This window comes from Acinetobacter sp. Leaf130, from assembly GCF_001423205.1.
Classification (GTDB): Bacteria; Pseudomonadota; Gammaproteobacteria; order Pseudomonadales; family Moraxellaceae; genus Acinetobacter; species Acinetobacter calcoaceticus.
This window is the reverse complement of record NZ_LMOE01000009.1, coordinates 63,254-81,633: the sequence shown is the minus strand read 5'-3', so window position 1 is coordinate 81,633 and position 18,380 is coordinate 63,254. Positions and strand designations below refer to the sequence as shown.

Annotated in this window: 15 protein-coding genes; 12 read left to right on the top strand and 3 right to left on the bottom strand. The window is 42.3% G+C overall.

Annotated features, from left to right (window positions below; translation table 11 throughout):
• Positions 1–21: 21 nt before the first annotated feature.
• Entirely contained in the window at positions 22–2,121 is a 2,100-nt protein-coding gene (locus ASF86_RS17430; protein WP_056484027.1) for a TonB-dependent receptor, read from the bottom strand.
• A gap of 74 nt (positions 2,122–2,195) precedes the next feature.
• Between ASF86_RS17430 and ASF86_RS17425 the strand changes: the two genes are divergently transcribed.
• Entirely contained in the window at positions 2,196–3,341 is a 1,146-nt protein-coding gene (locus tag ASF86_RS17425; RefSeq protein ID WP_056484024.1) for a DUF1624 domain-containing protein, read from the top strand.
• 42 nt (positions 3,342–3,383) lie between these two features.
• On the opposite strand, the gene ASF86_RS17420 is transcribed toward ASF86_RS17425, so the two are convergent.
• Entirely contained in the window at positions 3,384–3,851 is a 468-nt protein-coding gene (locus ASF86_RS17420; protein ID WP_003655656.1) for an Lrp/AsnC ligand binding domain-containing protein, read from the bottom strand.
• Positions 3,852–3,987: 136 nt separating this feature from the next.
• Here ASF86_RS17420 and ASF86_RS17415 point away from each other — a divergent pair, with 136 nt between their 5' ends.
• The 5 genes from ASF86_RS17415 (at position 3,988) to ASF86_RS17395 (ending at position 10,153) form a co-directional block, all read left to right on the top strand.
• A complete protein-coding gene (locus tag ASF86_RS17415) occupies positions 3,988–5,253 on the top strand; it encodes a D-amino acid dehydrogenase (RefSeq protein ID WP_056484021.1) in 1,266 nt (421 codons plus the stop codon).
• A gap of 20 nt (positions 5,254–5,273) precedes the next feature.
• Complete coding sequence (gene alr, locus ASF86_RS17410; protein ID WP_056484018.1) at positions 5,274–6,377, top strand: alanine racemase; 1,104 nt, start codon at positions 5,274–5,276, stop codon at positions 6,375–6,377.
• A gap of 10 nt (positions 6,378–6,387) precedes the next feature.
• Positions 6,388–6,747: a RidA family protein gene (locus ASF86_RS17405; RefSeq protein WP_056484015.1), complete on the top strand. Its 360-nt coding sequence runs from the start codon at positions 6,388–6,390 to the stop codon at positions 6,745–6,747.
• Between the two features lie 163 nt (positions 6,748–6,910).
• Positions 6,911–8,350, top strand: coding sequence for an amino acid permease (locus ASF86_RS17400; protein WP_005049120.1), 1,440 nt, complete (start codon positions 6,911–6,913; stop codon positions 8,348–8,350).
• 375 nt (positions 8,351–8,725) lie between these two features.
• A complete protein-coding gene (locus tag ASF86_RS17395) occupies positions 8,726–10,153 on the top strand; it encodes an amino acid permease (protein ID WP_081407769.1) in 1,428 nt (475 codons plus the stop codon).
• Between the two features lie 57 nt (positions 10,154–10,210).
• On the opposite strand, the gene ASF86_RS17390 is transcribed toward ASF86_RS17395, so the two are convergent.
• Positions 10,211–11,092: a LysR family transcriptional regulator gene (locus tag ASF86_RS17390; RefSeq protein WP_056484009.1), complete on the bottom strand. Its 882-nt coding sequence runs from the start codon at positions 11,090–11,092 to the stop codon at positions 10,211–10,213.
• Between the two features lie 166 nt (positions 11,093–11,258).
• Between ASF86_RS17390 and ASF86_RS17385 the strand changes: the two genes are divergently transcribed.
• From ASF86_RS17385 to ASF86_RS17360, 6 genes are all read left to right on the top strand, one after another.
• Positions 11,259–12,776: a CoA-acylating methylmalonate-semialdehyde dehydrogenase gene (locus ASF86_RS17385; protein ID WP_056484006.1), complete on the top strand. Its 1,518-nt coding sequence runs from the start codon at positions 11,259–11,261 to the stop codon at positions 12,774–12,776.
• Positions 12,777–12,787: 11 nt separating this feature from the next.
• Complete coding sequence (mmsB, locus tag ASF86_RS17380; RefSeq protein WP_003655640.1) at positions 12,788–13,678, top strand: 3-hydroxyisobutyrate dehydrogenase; 891 nt, start codon at positions 12,788–12,790, stop codon at positions 13,676–13,678.
• A 77-nt stretch (positions 13,679–13,755) separates the two neighbouring features.
• Positions 13,756–15,405, top strand: coding sequence for an AMP-binding protein (locus ASF86_RS17375; RefSeq protein ID WP_017391546.1), 1,650 nt, complete (start codon positions 13,756–13,758; stop codon positions 15,403–15,405).
• 11 nt (positions 15,406–15,416) lie between these two features.
• The gene (locus ASF86_RS17370; RefSeq protein WP_017391545.1) at positions 15,417–16,544 is read left to right on the top strand and encodes an acyl-CoA dehydrogenase family protein; all 1,128 of its coding nucleotides are present in this window, start codon (positions 15,417–15,419) and stop codon (positions 16,542–16,544) included.
• Between the two features lie 21 nt (positions 16,545–16,565).
• Positions 16,566–17,339, top strand: a complete 774-nt coding sequence (locus ASF86_RS17365; RefSeq protein ID WP_003655631.1) for an enoyl-CoA hydratase — start codon at positions 16,566–16,568, stop codon at positions 17,337–17,339.
• A gap of 12 nt (positions 17,340–17,351) precedes the next feature.
• Positions 17,352–18,377, top strand: a complete 1,026-nt coding sequence (locus tag ASF86_RS17360) for an enoyl-CoA hydratase/isomerase family protein (RefSeq protein WP_017391544.1) — start codon at positions 17,352–17,354, stop codon at positions 18,375–18,377.
• Positions 18,378–18,380: the final 3 nt, after the last annotated feature.

Sequence of the window (18,380 nt, the reverse complement as noted above, 5' to 3'; positions counted from 1 at the left end):
CTTTTTTATTTTATAGATGAATTAAAATTTCCACTGTGCCGAAATTGAGGCATTGAGTGGTTCACCCGGTTGAACCCATAAATCGCTATAGCTTGAGACATAGTAGGTTTTATCAAACAAGTTATTTACATTCAGCTGATAACGTAAGCGGTCAGATGGGGCGTAGTAGCCATTTAAATTCATGAGCGTATAACTCGGTAAATTAAAGCCATTATCAATGTTATGACCACTGCGCTCACCCACATAAGTGAGGTTGGCACCTATGCCTGCCTTTTTCGTGCCTTCTTGCAGAAATTCATAATTGGTGCTGATTGAACCTTGGTGTTTTGGAACATTGCTAAGACGAGCACCTTTAGCTAGGTCTTGGTCTTTTTCAATTTGAGCATCGGTATAACTATAGTTGGCATTGACGAGCCATCGATCATTGAGCTGGCTATTGAAGTCAAATTCAATCCCTTTACTGCTAACTTCACCAGCGGCTGTTTGGAATGCACTGTCGATTGGATCTGTTGTCAGCACATTTTGTTTTTTCATTTTAAACAGAGCAAGGCTGAGTACACTTTGGTCGTTAATCTTATATTTTGTACCAACCTCGTAGCTTTCGCCTTTTTCAGGAGCAAACGTTTGACCATTTCGGTTCATACCACTATTCATCGCAAATGAGCGACCATAGTTTGTATAAAATGCCCATTGGTCAGAGGCTTTAAAATTTACTCCGAAACGTGGGCTATTTTGATGAAGGGTCTGGTTGCTTTCGGTCTGAGTCAGGTGATTTTTAAAGTCTTGTTCGACCTGATCAAAACGGTTGCCGAAAAGCACACTCCATTGATCATTAAAAAAGATTTGATCTTGTACATTAAGAGCAAAGTAACGTTGCTGTTCTTTGGTGTTGGTGAACGGTGCTAAATCTGGTAAATATTTCCCATATTCAGGTTGGTAAATATCAATTGTGTTTATTGTAGTGGGGGAATTTGAGTCATGGTTACGACGGAGTTGATATTGTTGATAGTCGAGTTGACCAAGTTCAGTTGAAAGTAAAATTTCATGTCGAGCCCAAGATGTATCAATTTTGCCAAGTAATTCTGTCTGAGCCAGCACATCTTCACTTTGATAATCACGATAGCGGCGTTGACGTTCTAAAGTACGACCATCGGCTTGTATGCGTCGTGGTTCGGTCGAAAAGCCGACCATTTGAGCATCTTTATAACTGACGGCACTATTCAGTTTCCAGTCAGGATTAAACTCGTGACTAAGACGCAACTGGTAAAAGTAATCTTTTACTTTCATATCGCCGTCATCAGATTCACCCGTAAAGGTTTTCGGGTCCATCACAAACTGGTGATTAACGGTGCTTACCCCACGGTCAAAGGTTCCTTTGTGCTGGGTAAATTCACTATCAAAGTCGAGTTGAGTCTGGTCTGAAATTTTCCATGTGAGCTGTGGTGAAAAGAACCAGCGTTCACTACTGACATGATCACGAAAGCTTTGATTATCTTCATGAGCCACTGCTACACGATAGGCCAGTTCATCGTTAATAGGCGCGGTATGTTCCAGACTAATTCGATATTGTTCTTGGCTATTGGCGCGTAGGTTAAGTTCACTTTCGCTTTCCCACTGTGGCTTTTTACTGTTGAGGTTAAGCAAACCTCCTGTTTCGCCGCGACCATATAGTGCAGCCATTGGTCCTTTTAAAAATTCTAAAGACTCAATATTTACGATTTCTTTGGGAGCACTAACACCTCTGTTTACACTCAAACCATTACGGATCATGGTAGCCCCTAAATTTGGATCACCACTAAAACCACGGAAAGAGTAATTATCCCAAAAACCACCACCATAATTATTCTGATGAAAAACCCCACTGACTAAGGTTAATGCATCATCAATGCGCTGAACGTCTTGTTGTTCCATCACCTGCTTAGAAACAAAAGCACGATTAAAAGGGACGTCCAAAACATCATGGGAAAATTTAGTCGCTGAACTATTTTGACTTACATCTTCTTGGGTAGCTTCAGCCTGAACGCGTATGGTTGCCAGTACCGTTGACGTTTCTTCTCCCCAACTGAGTGTCGATATAAACGATAGACCTAAGGAAGACAACAAACCTAATTTGTGTTGCATAAATGAGCAGCCATGAAAGACAAAAGGAATTAAATGTAATAGTATAACGTTACATTATTTTATTGATTATCGCTATGGCTTTAGAAAAAAATATTGAGCGTTTACAGTCGATTGATGCCTTACGTGGTTTGGTCATATTGATTATGTTGCTCGACCATGTAAGAGAAACTTTCTATTTGCATAAGCAGGTCATAGATCCAATGGATGTAACAGTGACTGAACCTGCATTATTTGGTAGTCGGTTATTGGCACATATTTGTGCTCCGGTTTTTGTTCTTTTAACAGGTATTTCGGCTTTTTTATTTCATTCAAAAAAACAGGATTTACAGCAAACCCGTGCGTTTTTATTGAAGCGCGGTCTATTTTTAATTGTGTTAGAGCTGACATTGGTGAACTTTGCTTGGACAGCAACTTTTCCACCAGAAGTCATTTATTTACAGGTGATATGGGCGATTGGTATTAGCATGGTGGTGTTGGCAGGCTGTGTGAGTTTACCTTTACCTGTTCTTACTGGCGCAGCTTTAGTGATTATTTTTGGGCACAACTTTTTAGATTCAGTGCATTTTACAAATGGTTTTTTACAGAATATATGGTTCGTTTTACATGAGCGTGGCTGGATTGAGTTTGCAGGTATAAAGCTCAGAACAAGCTATCCTGTTTTGCCTTGGATTGGTGTTATTTTGCTGGGTTATGTTTTAGGCCAATTCTTTAGTTCAAAATATACTGCAAAGCAAAGAAGCCGCTATTTATTGAGTACCGGACTGGCAAGTATTGGATTGTTTGTTTTACTGCGTTTTATCAATATCTATGGTGACCAGCCGTGGCAGCATTTTGAGTCATTACAACTCACTTTAATGAGCTTTTTTAACCTTACCAAGTATCCACCGTCTTTGCTGTTTATTTTGCTGAATGTTGGAATCGGTTTAATTATGCTGGTTGCTTTTGAACGTATGCAGCAATATACATTTTTAAAACCATTGGTGGTGTTTGGTTCGGTGCCTATGTTCTTTTATTTACTGCATTTATATGTGTTGAAACTGATGTATGTATTTGCGTTCAGTATATGGGGAGTCAACCATGGCAATTATTTGTCGGTTAACCATGTGTGGATGCTGTGGTTAATCACGATTGTGTTGTCTTTTGCGCTTTATCCTGCTGTTAAATGGTTCTCAAAATTCAAACATCAAAATAAACATATTTCGATTTTAAAATATTTCTAATGTTCAAAATGTGGGTAAAGCGAGTTCAATAGTGGCCTCGCTTTACTTACTCACATCTAGATATAGAGTTTCTTTAACTTCTTCCATGACCACATAACTATGTGAAGATGCCGAAGCGGGGAGTTTCTTTAACAGATCACCCAATAAGCGGCGGTAAGCACTCATTTCTTTTAATCGGGCTTTTACAAGGTAGTCAAATTCACCTGAAATGAGGTGACATTCGAGTACTTCAGGAATCTCGACTAAGTCTCTGGCAACTTGATCAAATACATCGCCAGATTTGGCAGATAGTTTAATTTCTAAAAAAACGAGCAGATTACGGTCTACATAAGCTGGGTTTAGTCGTGCGAAATAACCCATGATGATGCCATCGCGTTCAAGTCGTTTGACACGCTCTGAACAGGGGGTGGTCGACAGGTTGACTCTCGATGCCAATTCACTGATCGCAATTCGTCCTTCACGCTGCAAAATATCCAGAATCATGCGATCTATACGATCTAGGGGGCGCATAGATATTTCCTCTTTTTTTAAAATTCTTGTGATAAAAACATAAATTTACCTAGATTATAGCCCAAAAAACAGTGAAATAAACTATTGAGGCGGAAATATACTAGTTAAATAAACTGGTGTGCGTGAGGGAATGGAAATGCGCGTAATTGTATTAGGTAGCGGCGTTATCGGAGTGGCAAGTGCCTATTATCTAGCTCAACAAGGAGCTGAGGTCACTGTTCTTGATCGCCAGTCAGGTCCTGCTGAAGAAACAAGTTTTGGTAATGCAGGTCAAATTTCGCCTGGGTATTCGACCCCTTGGGCAGCACCAGGAATTCCTTTTAAAGCTGTGAAGTGGATGTTCCAACACCACGCACCGCTTGCTATTAATTTAGATGGCAGCATGTGGCAGTTACAGTGGATGGCGCAAATGCTGAAAAACTGTAATCCACAAAGTTATGCTGTGAACAAAGAACGTATGATGCGTGTGGCTGAATACAGCCGTGACTGCTTACGTGAACTCAGAAAAGATACAGGCATTAATTACGAAAACCGTGCGAAAGGCACTTTGCAGTTATTCCGTAAAGAAGCGCAAATGGAAGCGGTTCAACGCGACATTAGCGTGCTACAAGAGTGTGGCGTAAGTTACGAATTATTAAATGGCAATGAGCTTGGTCGTGTAGAGCCGGCTTTGGCAAATACCCAAGATAAACTGGTTGGCGGTTTGCATTTACCAAATGATGAGACAGGCGACTGTTATTTATTTACCAATGCTTTAGCTCAAATTGCTAAAGAGCTGGGGGTTAACTTCCAGTTCAACCAGAACGTAGAAAAATTGATTGTTGAAGGTGATGAAATTAAGGGCGTTCAGGTCAATGGTAAAGTCTTAACCGCAGATCGTTATGTTTTAGCGTTTGGTAGTTATTCACGTGATTTCTTGAAACCACTCGATCTACAGTTACCTGTATATCCTGTGAAAGGTTACTCGTTGACGATTCCTATTGTTGACCCTGCTTTTGCTCCGCAATCTACGGTGCTTGATGAAACTTACAAAATCGCGATTACTCGTTTTGACCAACGTATTCGTGTAGGTGGAATGGCAGAGTTAAGTGGCTTCAATTTAGGTTTAAATGAAGACCGCCGTGCAACCTTGCAAATGGTGACTCAGGACTTGTTCCCGGGGGGTGATATGGCACAGGCTTCTTTCTGGACGGGTTTACGTCCAATGACACCAGACAGTACACCGATTATTGGTGCGACCCGCTTTAAAAATCTGTTCTTGAACACAGGCCACGGTACTTTAGGTTGGACAATGGCGTGTGGTTCAGGAAAATTAATCAGTGACATCGTATTGAATCATAAGACTGAAATCAGTACTGATGGTCTTTCAATTCAGCGCTATTCACACGCACATGCTGCATAACGGACGTTAGGAAATAAATCATGCCTCGTCCTATTACCGCAGTCATCCACCGTCAAGCCTTGCAAAATAACTTGGCGGTGGTACGCAAGGCTATGCCAAACAGTAAGGTTTTTGCCGTTGTAAAAGCCAATGCTTATGGACATGGAATTGAACGTGTCTATGAAGCGTTTAAAGCAGCAGATGGCTTTGCCTTACTTGATCTTGATGAAGCAAAACGAATTCGTGCTCTAGGTTGGACAGGTCCAATTTTGTTGCTCGAAGGGATTTTTTCTCCTCAAGACTTATTTGATTGTGTGCAGTATCAGCTTAGTTTCACCATTCACAGTGAAGAGCAAATTGAGTGGGTTCAAAAGCATCCTTATCCAGCTCAATTTGATATTTGCCTAAAAATGAACAGTGGTATGAACCGTCTTGGTTTTAAACCACAGCAGTATGTTCAGGCATGGGAACGTTTAAATAATTTAGCAAACGTCTCCAAGATTACGCACATGATGCATTTTTCAGATGCAGATGGAGAACGTTTCGGTCAGCAGGGTATTGATTATCAAATCAGTGCATTTGAAGAAAATATTAAAGATTTACCGGGCGAAAGATCTGTAAGTAATAGCGCGGCAATTCTGCGTTATCAAGACCAGCTCAAATCAGATTATGCACGTAGCGGCATCATGCTTTATGGCAGCTCGCCAGACTACCCAACGCATAGTATTGCCGATTGGGGGTTACAACCCACCATGAGTTTATGCAGTGAAATTATTTCCATTCAGCATTTAGATGCGAATGAAAGCGTAGGTTATGGCTCAAACTTTGTCGCAGAGCAACCAATGACGATTGGGATTGTCGCTTGTGGCTATGCCGATGGTTATCAGCGAATTTCACCGACAGGCACGCCTGTTTTAGTGGACTCTGTACGCACTCGTACAGTCGGCCGCGTCAGCATGGATATGTTGGCAGTCGATTTAACGGGTATTGAAAATGCCAAAGTCGGCAGCGAAGTGGTGCTCTGGGGACAATCAAGTACAGGCGTTATTTTGCCTATTGATGATGTCGCAGTTTCATCCGGTACGGTGGGTTATGAACTGATGTGTGCCGTTACCGCCCGTGTTCAATTTATTAATCAGGTATAAGGAAATCCGAATGTCTAATTCAGATATACAAAAGATCAATAGCAATGAAGTCATGAGCGCCGTGACTGTTTTTAACAAAGTGGTTTATTTGTCAGGTCAGGTACCTAAAAATACCGAGCAAGACGTGGCAGGCCAAACTCGTGAAATTCTTGCAACGATTGATGAACTTTTGGCGCTTGCCGATACCGATAAATCTCGCTTGCTCTCTGCACAGCTCTATTTAAAAAATCTTTCTGACTTTTCAGCCGTAAATGCCATTTGGGTTGACTGGTTAAAAGGGTGTGTTGCTCCATCGCGTGCCACAATTCAGGCCGATTTGGTTAATCCAGACTGGCTCATTGAAATTGCCGTGACGGCAGCACAAAAGTAATTCGTTTTTACTCCAAAAATGATGATGTATCTAACAGAAGGAAGATAGGTACGGTTTATCCAGTCATTTTTTGGTGAACAGATTCAGTGACCTATGGCATACGGTTCGATTTTCGCCATAGGTTGCTGATCTTAACAAAGGAATTCAAAAAAGGAATTTTAATATGACAACGGCTCGTCATTCAGATACAGAAAACTCTCCTGATCATCTGCAACGAAAACTGTCTAACCGTCATTTACAACTGATTGCAATTGGCGGTGCGATTGGAACTGGCCTATTTATGGGCTCAGGTAAAACTATCTCCCTCGCAGGTCCTTCAATCCTTTTGATCTATATGATCATTGGAGGAATGTTCTTTTTCTTAATGCGTGCAATGGGCGAGTTGCTCCTTGCAAATCTGCATTACAAATCTTTTGTGGATATGGCTCATGACCTGATTGGTCCATGGGCTGGTTATTATTTGGGCTGGACCTATTGGTTAGGTTGGGTGCTGGTGGGTATTGCGGACCTTTCAGCGGTCATCAACTATTTAGGTTTCTGGCTGCCCGATGGCGCGAGCTTTTCTCCAACTCAACAAGCCATGATTAGTGCAGGCTGTGTGTTGTTTGTGATGGGTCTTAACCTACTGACAGTACGTTTGTTTGGTGAAATTGAATTTTGGTTTGCACTTATCAAGATTTTGGCGATTATTGGCCTGATCGGAGTGGGTGGTTACATGATTTTCAGCCATTTCCAAGCGCCACAGGGTGCTGTAGCAAGCATGAGTAATGTTTGGTCGCATGGTGGTTTATTCCCGAAAGGTACTGAAGGCTTCTTGGCTGGTTTCCAGATTGCCGTGTTTGCTTTTGTCGGGGTTGAACTTGTAGGTACAACGGCTGCTGAAACGAAAGATCCAGAGAAGAATTTACCAAAAGCAATTAACGCGATTCCGATACGTATTATTTTGTTCTATGTATTGGCACTATTTATTGTGATGTCAGTAACACCATGGGATCACATTCGCGCAGATAAAAGCCCGTTTGTTGAGTTATTCTTAAATGCGGGTATTCCGGTTTCTGCCATCATCATGAACTTGGTGGTGCTATCTTCGGTGATGTCTTCAATGAACAGCGGTGTGTTTTCAACCAGCCGTATGCTCTTCGGTTTATCAAAAGACGGTCAGGCACCGGGTGCATTTGGTCGTTTATCAAAACGTGCAGTACCTTCAAATGGTTTGATTTTCTCTTGTATCTTCATTATGGGTGGGGCAGTACTTCAGTACTTTGTTCCAAACACGATGGAAGCATTTACTTTGGCAAGTTCACTCTGTGTGATTCTATTCATTAGTGTCTGGAGTCTCATCATGGTGTGCTATTTACGCTATCGTAAATTACGTCCTGAATTACATGAAAAATCGACTTTCAAAATGCCGGGCGGTGTTTGGATGAGCTATATAGTTCTGGCATTTATGCTTTTCACTTTGGTGATCTTGGCATTAGAGCCAGATACTTTAAAAGCACTATATGTCAGTCCAGTATGGTTGGTTATTTTAGGCGTCACTTATCATGTGCTCTATAAACCACGCATGAAAAAACTAGGACGTGAACTCGTCAATGATCATTAAGTTTTAATAAAAAGCCAATCAATCATGATTGGCTTTTTTTATTTTCTTTCGATTTTTTATCGGAATAATATTGTTTATTTTTGAGTCAATGGTGCGATTTTGAGGGTACTGGAAAAGTACATATAGCATTATCGCATGCTACACTCCGGCTAATCTGGAGAATCCAGATATGTTAATTAAAATTGCCGTGAAGGCATTACATAAATAATGTGACTTAAAAAACAGGACAAACGATTTATCAATTAAGGAAAAATATACTTGAACATCTTGTCCTGAGGTATAGACTCAGCAACCCACGATATACGGTTCGTTTTTCTCCCTATAGGTTGCTGATTTTAAGTTAAGCAAAATATAAAAAGGACTTCTAATATGACAATGGTTCATCATCCAGATGAGGCAGGCTCCCCTGATCATTTACAACGGAAATTAAATAATCGCCATCTACAAATGATTGCAATTGGCGGTGCAATTGGAACCGGCTTATTTATGGGCTCGGGCAAAACCATCTCCCTCGCTGGTCCTTCAATTCTTGTGATTTACATGTTAATTGGTGGCATGTTCTTTTTTCTGATGCGCGCATTGGGTGAACTACTGCTTGCCAACTTACATTATAAATCATTTGTCGATATGGCTTATGACTTGATCGGACCATGGGCTGGCTATTATATAGGCTGGACTTATTGGTTAGGCTGGGTACTGGTCGGTATTGCTGATTTGTCTGCGGTCATTAACTATTTAAGTTTCTGGCTGCCCGAAGGCGCCAGTTTCTCACCAATGCAACAGGCCATGATTAGTGCAGGCTGTGTACTATTCATTTTAGGGCTTAACCTTCTTACGGTGAAGTTGTTTGGTGAAGTTGAATTCTGGTTCGCACTTATTAAGATTTTGGCCATTATTGGCCTGGTTGGAGTCGGTGGTTACATGATCCTCACTCATTTTCAAGCTCCACATGGAGAGGTTGTGAGTGTAAGTAATGTGTGGTCGCATGGCGGCATATTTCCAAAAGGTGTAAGCGGATTTTTGGCAGGTTTCCAGATTGCCGTGTTTGCCTTTATTGGCGTTGAACTGATTGGTACAACGGCTGCTGAAACGAAAGATCCAGAGAAAAATCTACCGAAAGCGATTAACGCGATTCCAATTCGTATTATTTTATTCTATGTGTTAGCACTCTTTGTGGTGATGTCAGTGACACCATGGGATCACATTCGCGCAGATAAAAGCCCGTTTGTTGAGTTGTTTTTAAATGCAGGTATTCCAGTTTCTGCCATCATTATGAACTTAGTTGTGCTGTCTTCGGTGATGTCCTCTATGAACAGCGGTGTGTTTTCAACCAGTCGTATGCTGTTCGGTTTATCGAAAGATGGTCAGGCGCCAAGTGCCTTGGGGCGTTTATCAAAACGTGCCGTACCTTCAAATGGTTTAATCTTCTCATGTATTTTCATTATGGGCGGGGCAGTGTTGCAGTACTTTGTTCCAAACACGATGGAAGCATTTACTTTGGCAAGTTCACTCTGTGTGATTCTCTTTATTAGCGTATGGCTTCTGATCATGGCGTGCTATTTACGTTACCGTAAGTTGAGTCCAGAGTTACATGCTAAATCGACCTTTAAAATGCCGGGTGGGGTGTTGATGGCGTATGTTGTCATTGCATTTTTCTTGTTCACTTTAGTGATTTTGGCATTAGAACCAGATACCTTAAAAGCGGTATATGTTAGTCCATTATGGCTAGTTGTTTTAGGCGTTAGCTATCATGTGTTTTATAAACCGCGCATGAAGAAACTAGGCCAAGAAACTTTTGATTAATGATTAATAATTTCAAAAAAGCCAATCAATCATGATTGGCTTTTTTATTTAGACTCTTTAATCAACCAATAAATGTTGATATTTATCGGCTTGCTTACGTAGATAATCCCAAACTAATTTGATGCGTGGTTCATGTTGTAAATCAACAAAGGTCAACATCCAGAACGTATGGGTAAAGCGAACTTGTTGCTCTAAAACTTCTTCAAGTTCTGGTTTATCATCTGCCAAAAACTTGGGCAAAATTGCAAGCCCTGCACCAGCACTCACCGCAATTTGTTGAGCCAAAATACTGCTACTCCGGAAATTTGCATTGAGCTTTAAGGGCAATCGTTCTAAACAGTACAGCTCGGGGCTATAGACCAGATCATCAATATAATTCACAAAGCGATGTTGGGTTAAATCTTCTAAACCACGAATAGGTGGGTTCTGAGCTAGATAGTTTTGGCTACCATAAATCTTTAAACAATAGTCAGACAAGCGCGTAATGATATATGGCCCAGAAGTGGGGCGGTCAATTGACACCACAATGTCGGCTTCACGGTGTGAGAGCTTAATCATTTTCGGCACTGGAATCAGGTCGATGGTAAGCAGTGGATATTGTATCGAGAACTCAGCCAGTAAGCGGGCTAAAAACGCAGTTCCAAAGCCTTCAGGTGTGCCAATTCGCACACGACCTTGCAAAGGTTGATGTGGTTTTTCAATTTGTAAGAAAGCTTGTTCCATTTGCTCAACTCGAGGAACAAGTGCCATCCCTTCAGGTGTCAACTCATATCCAGTCGCTTCACGCTTAAAGAGCGTTGTACCCAAAGCAAGTTCTAGGGCCTGAATCCGTCTTGCAACCGTACTATGTTCTACCCCAATAATACGCGCAGCATTGGTTAGAGTTTTAGTACGAGCTAAAACCAGAAAAAAATGTAGATGATCCCAATCCACTTTCATTTTTATTGTAATCCCTGTGCATATTTGCACATCAATCGTGCATGAATTTGCGTTGGTGGTCAAAGATTTCTTTGTTAGTCTCAATTGAAACTGAAATAAAGAAAATACGATCAAAAAGTATTTTCTAACAATTGAACACAATAAAAATATGGCCTACGGAGAGGTTATGAACACAATCCAAAAAATCGAATTGGAAACCGCTAAGTTACTCATTAACGGAAATTTTATCGAATCTAAAACACAGGAATGGCAAGACATTATTAACCCTGCGACTCAAGAAGTGATTGGTCGCGTACCATTTGCAACGGTTCAAGAAGTCGATGCTGCTATTCAAGCTGCACAAGATGCTTTTGCGTCTTGGCGTCAAACTCCAATTCAAGCACGTATGCGCATCATGCTTAAGTTGCAAGACTTAATCCGTGCCAACATGAAGGAAATTGCGCAAGTACTGACGGCTGAACAAGGCAAAACCTTGGCAGATGCTGAAGGCGATATTCAACGTGGTTTAGAGGTGGTTGAACATGCTTGTTCAATAGGCACCTTACAAATGGGTGAATATGTCGAGGGTGTGGCACGTGGTGTAGATACTTATACTTTGCAGCAACCTTTGGGTGTGTGTGCTGGCATTACGCCGTTTAACTTTCCAGCGATGATTCCACTGTGGATGTTCCCAATGGCAATCGTTTGTGGCAACACCTTTGTTTTAAAACCATCAGAACAAGATCCGTTATCAACCATGATGCTCGTTGAACTTGCGATTCAAGCAGGTGTTCCAGCAGGTGTGCTCAACGTTGTGCATGGCGGTAAAGAAGTGGTTGACCGTTTGTGTACGCACAAAGATATTAAAGCGATTTCATTTGTTGGCTCAACTGCGGTTGGAACGCATGTTTATAACCTTGCAGGGCAACATGGCAAACGTGTGCAGTCGATGATGGGTGCAAAAAACCATGTTGCCGTTATGCCAGATGCCAATAAAGAACAAACCTTAAATGCCTTAGTCGGTGCAGCATTTGGTGCAGCGGGGCAACGCTGTATGGCATTGTCGGTTGCAGTCATGGTAGGTGAAAGTAAACAGTGGATTCAAGAGTTAGTCGAAAAAGCGAAAACCTTAAAAGTGAATGCAGGCCATGAGCCGAATACCGATATTGGCCCTGTCATTTCAAAACGTGCGAAAGCGCGTGTAATTGATTTGATTAATAGCGGTGTTGAGCAAGGCGCAGAACTACTACTCGATGGTCGCGATGTTCAAGTTCAAGGCTATGAATCGGGCAACTTTGTAGGTGCAACGATTTTTAGCGGCGTAAATACCGACATGCGTATTTATAAAGAAGAAGTCTTTGGCCCTGTACTTTCCATTATTTGTGTAGACACCCTTGAGGAAGCGATTGCTTTAATCAATGCCAACCCATTTGGTAACGGTGTAGGTCTATTCACACAAAGCGGTGCGATTGCACGTACTTTCCAAAACCTCATTGATATTGGTCAAGTGGGTATCAATATTCCAATTCCTGTGCCAGTACCTTTCTTTAGTTTTACGGGTTCAAGAGGCTCAAAACTGGGTGATTTGGGGCCATATGGCAAACAGGCTGTACAGTTCTACACCCAAACCAAAACCATTACTAGTCGCTGGTTTGAAGACAGCCATGAAGTTGGTACAGTAAACACAACCATTAGTTTACGTTAAGGGGATCACGGATGAATATCGCCTTTATCGGTCTAGGAAATATGGGCGGCAGAATGGCCCATAACCTACTTAAAGCCGGAATCAAAGTTTATGGTTATGACCTCAGTGAAGTTGCTATTCAGCACTTCGCCGAGGCAGGTGGCGTGGTATGTGACAGCCCACAGGCAGCCGCGAAACAAGCAGATGTGGTCATTACCATGTTACCTGCTGCAAAGCACGTTAAAGAAGTTTACTTAGGTGAAAATGGTGTCTTGGAAGTGCTAAAAGCAGGTAGCTTATGCATTGATAGCAGTACCATTGATCCGCAAACCATTAAAGATATTGCTGCTGTTGCACATAGCAAAAATATTAAAATCTGTGATGCACCAGTCTCAGGTGGGACCATTGGTGCTCAAGCGGGGACTCTAACCTTTATGGTGGGTGCCGATGAGCAAACCTTTAATGAAGTGAAACCTGTGCTCAGCCACATGGGCAAAAATATTGTTCATTGTGGTGAGGTTGGTGCAGGTCAAATTGCTAAAATTTGCAATAACCTCATCTTGGGTATTTCAATGGCTGCCGTTGCCGAAGGTATGGCACTTGGTGTGAAGCTAGGCATTGACCCGCAAGCATTGGCAGGCGTAATTAATAGCTCAAGTGGTCGTTGCTGGAGTTCGGATGTGTGTAACCCATGGCCACATATTAATGAAAATGCGCCAGCATCTAGAGGCTATCAAGACGGCTTTGCAACTCAGCTGATGTTGAAAGATTTAGGACTTGCTGTCGAAGCTGCAGGCCAAGTTAAGCAGCCGATTTTACTCGGTGGTATGGTGCAGCAGCTCTATCAGCAAATGTGCATGCGTGGTAATGCCAATCTCGATTTTTCGAGCATTATTCAGCAATACCTGCCTCAAGAGGCATAACGGCAAAGCCAAAGGATGGCTTTAACTCAATTAAACCCTGTCGTGAATAACAACAAATCCGGACTGAGGGAAAAGATATGATGGATTATCAAAATGCTGCACAGGCTTTCGATTTGGAAAGTACTGCAAAAAAAATGTTATCAGGTTCACTCAATGCTTTAAATGCTTGTTATGAATGCTGTGATCGACATGCAGATGGCGAAAAAATTGCGCTGTATTGGCAAGGAAAAGACGGGCGAAAAGAGCAATACACCTTCCGTGAATTAAAAGAATGGTCGAGTCAATTTGCGAACTTTTTAAAATCACAAGGTGTGAAAGCAGGTGACCGTATTTCAGGTTTATTACCAAGAACACCTGAACTGATCGTGACTATTTTTGCAGCTTGGCGAATTGGTGCAGTTTATCAACCGTTATTTACTGCATTTGGCCCAAAGGCGATTGAGCACCGTATTCAGCTTGCACAAAGCAAGTTGGTGGTGACCGATGTAGGTAACCGCAGCAAGCTTGATGAAATTGAGAATTGCCCTCCAATTGTGACGGTTGCCGATGTGCAAGGTACTCCGCTCAAAGCTGGTGATTTTAACTTTTGGAATGAAGTGAAGCAGCAGTCTGATCAATGCGATTTGGTCATGCGTAGCATCCAAGATCCATTTTTATTGATGTTTACTTCAGGGACTACAGGGCCAGCGAAACCCTTGGAAGTGCCGTTAAAAGCACTGATTGCCGTTGGTCGATATATGCAAGATGCCATTGGTTTAACCGAAGAAGATTCGTTCTGGAATATTGCAGATCCGGGTTGGGCTTATGGTCTGTACTATGCGATTACGGGGCCGTTATTTTTAGGCCACGCTACTTTGTTTTATGAAGGTGGTTTCAGCACAGATAGCCTATGTCAAATTGTGAAAGATTATAAAATTAACAATTTGGCAGGTGCACCGACGGCCTACCGTATGATGATGGCGGCTGATCCAGCACAAATGGCGCCGTTAAAAGGGCAGTTCCGCGTCGTGAGCAGTGCAGGTGAGCCGCTTAACCCAGAAGTGATTCGCTGGTTTAAACAAGTCCTTGATGCTCCGATTTATGATCACTACGGACAAACCGAAGTGGGCATGGTGGTGTGTAATCATCATGGTTTAAAACATGAAATCCATGCCGGTTCAGCAGGTTTCCCAAGTCCGGGCTACCGTGTTGCGATTGTCAATGAACAAGGTGAAGAACTTCCGCCAGATACACCGGGAATTTTAGCGGTCGACATTAGCCAGTCTCCAATGATGTGGTTCGATGGCTATAAAGAAAGCCGAAAATCGCCTTTCATTGGTCATTACTATTTAACTGGCGACACTGCCGAGTTACATGCCGATGGCAGCATGAGCTTTGTTGGACGCAGTGATGATGTGATCACCACATCGGGTTATCGCATTGGACCTTTTGATGTAGAAAGCGCTTTGCTTGAACATGATGCAGTGATTGAGGCCGCAGTGATTGGTGTGCCTGACCCAGATCGTACCGAAGTCGTTAAAGCATTCGTGATTTTAGCTGCCGATGCTCAACCTTCAGATGCACTTGCTGAACAACTCAGCCAATTTGTTAAAAGACGACTTTCTGCACATGCGTACCCACGTTTAGTTGAATTTGTGAGTGAATTACCTAAAACTCCAAGTGGTAAAATTCAGCGCTTTTTATTGCGTAATCAAGAAATTGCTAAACAACAAGCTAAAGCAGGGTAAAGGAAATAATAATGCAATTTACCGAAGAACAATTACTCATTCGTGATATGGCGAAAAGTTTCGCCCAAGAACAAATCAAGCCCAATGCCAGCGATTGGGATCGAGACGGGACATTCCCAAAGGAAACCTTGGCTCAAATGGGGCAACTTGGTTTTATGGGCATGCTTGTTTCAGAACAATGGGGCGGTTCAGACACGGGTAACTTAGCCTATGTGCTAGCCCTCGAAGAAGTTGCGGCAGCAGATGGCGCAACCTCAACCATCATGAGTGTACATAACTCGGTTGGCTGTGTGCCTATTTTAAAATTTGGTACCGATGAGCAAAAAGAGCGTTTTTTAAAACCTTTGGCGCAAGGTGAAATGATCGGTGCTTTTGCCTTAACTGAACCGCATACAGGCTCAGACGCGGCGGCTCTTAAAACCCGAGCGGTGAAAGATGGCGACGATTACATTTTAAATGGAGCCAAGCAGTTTATTACCTCTGGCAACAATGCAGGCGTGATTATTGTGTTTGCAGTCACTGACCCAAGTGCAGGTAAAAAAGGGATTAGTGCTTTTTTAGTCCCACGCGAGACACCGGGCTATGAAGTCATTCGTGTTGAAGAAAAACTAGGCCTCCATGCATCCGATACGTGTCAGATTGCTCTGACCGATGTGCGCATTCATAAAAGTCTCATGCTTGGCAAAGAAGGCGAAGGTTTAAAAATTGCACTTGCCAATTTAGAAGGTGGACGTATTGGTATTGCTGCACAAGCAGTAGGTCTAGCACGTGCGGCGCTCGAAGAAGCGACTCGCTATGCCAAAGAGCGTATTACTTTTGGCAAACCGATTTTTGAGCACCAAGCTATCGCTTTTCGCCTTGCTAGTATGGCAACCGAAATTGAAGCTGCCAGACAACTTGTTCACTACGCTGCACGTTTAAAAGAAGCAGGGCAACCGTGTCTAAATGAAGCCTCAATGGCCAAGCTATTTGCTTCGGAAATGACGGAGCGAGTGTGTTCGAGCGCCTTACAAGTGTTTGGTGGCTATGGCTATCTCAAAGACTTCCCAATTGAGCGTATCTACCGCGATGCCAGAATTTGTCAAATTTATGAAGGCACGAGCGATATTCAACGTTTAGTCATCGCACGTAGTCTATAAAACCAGAACAAGGAATAAATCATGCAGTGGCAAAGTATTTTATTAGAAAAGCGTAATGGGGTTGGACTGATTACATTAAATCGCCCTCAAGCGCTCAATGCCTTAAATAGTGAATTAATTAGTGAGATTAATCAGGCATTAGATCAGCTCGAAAAAGACCGCGAAATTGGCTGCATGGTATTAGCAGGCTCAGAAAAAGCTTTTGCCGCTGGTGCAGACATTAAAGAAATGGCTGATTTAGCATTTCCTGATATTTATTTTGATGACTTTTTCCATCTTGCAGACCGTATCGCGCAGCGCCGTAAACCTTTAATTGCTGCTGTTAGCGGCTATGCGTTGGGTGGTGGCTGTGAATTGGCGCTTATGTGTGACTTTATCTATTGTGCCGATAATGCCAAGTTTGGCTTACCCGAAGTTACTTTAGGCGTAATTCCAGGTATTGGTGGTACACAACGCTTAACTCATGCGATTGGTAAAGCCAAAGCAATGGAAATGTGCTTTACAGCGCGGCAAATGGGCGCAGTAGAAGCAGAGCAAAGTGGGCTGGTTGCACGTGTTTTTAGTAAAGAAGAATTACTTGAACAAACCCTGCAAGCCGCAGAAAAAATTGCAGCACGATCTTTAACTGCAAACATGATGCTCAAAGAAACGATTAACCGAGCTTATGAAGTGAATCTCACCGAAGGTTTACGCTTTGAGCGACGTATGTTCCATTCAATTTTTGCGACATCTGACCAAAAAGAAGGAATGCAGGCTTTCGTTGAAAAACGCCAGCCAAATTTTAAAAATCAATAAGAGATCAATAAAATGAATACAGAAAATCACTTAATGATTGAGCAACAAGGTAAGTTGGGCATTATTACCTTAGACCGTGTGACTCATCTCAATGCATTGTCACTAGATATGATTGAAGGCATTGGTGCCCAATTGGAACTGTGGCGAAATGATGATGCTGTTCAGGCAGTGTTAATTAAGTCAAATAGCCCGAAAGCCTTCTGTGCAGGTGGAGATATCCGATATCTCTACGACAGTTATAAAAATGGTACGGCTGACTATAAAGGCTACTTTAGTGCCGAATATAAAATGCTGACCACGCTGCGTGAATATGAAAAGCCAGTTATCGTTGTACTCGATGGCTATGTGTTAGGTGGTGGTTTTGGTTTAGCTCAGGCTTGTCATATTGTCGTGAGCAGTGAAAAGTCCAGATTTGCTATGCCTGAAACAGCGATTGGTTTTTTCCCAGACGTTGGAGCAACACACTTCCTGTCTCGACTTGATGATATCGGCGTTTATATGGCAATTACGGGTGAGCAGATCAGTAGTAGCGATGCACTCTATCTCGATTTAATTGACTACCATGTGCCAAGCGAGCAGTTACAAACATTGCAAGAAGCACTTGTTGATACGCCAAGTTTAAGTAAAGAAGGAATTGAGCAGATCATTACTCGATTTATTACTAGTCCTGCCGAAAGTGAATTAAAACAATTGGCGGAAGGTATTCGTAAACATTTCGGTTTTCAGCATTTAGATGAAATTGAACAAAGTCTTGAAAATGAACAAGATGAAAGCTTAAAGACTTGGACTAGCAAGATGCTCAGCATTTTGCAGCAACGTTCATTTATTGCCAAACAAACGAGTTTGAAACTGCAACATTTAGGGCGAGGACTCTCTTTGCCGCAGTGCATGCAGCTTGAGCGTGATTTACAGGATATCTGGTTTGAGCATGGCGACTTTATTGAAGGTGTTCGTGCGCTCATTGTCGATAAAGATAAACAACCACAGTGGCAAGAACGTAATGCGGAGCTAGAGCAAATTTTAGAAAAATTGAGCTAAACC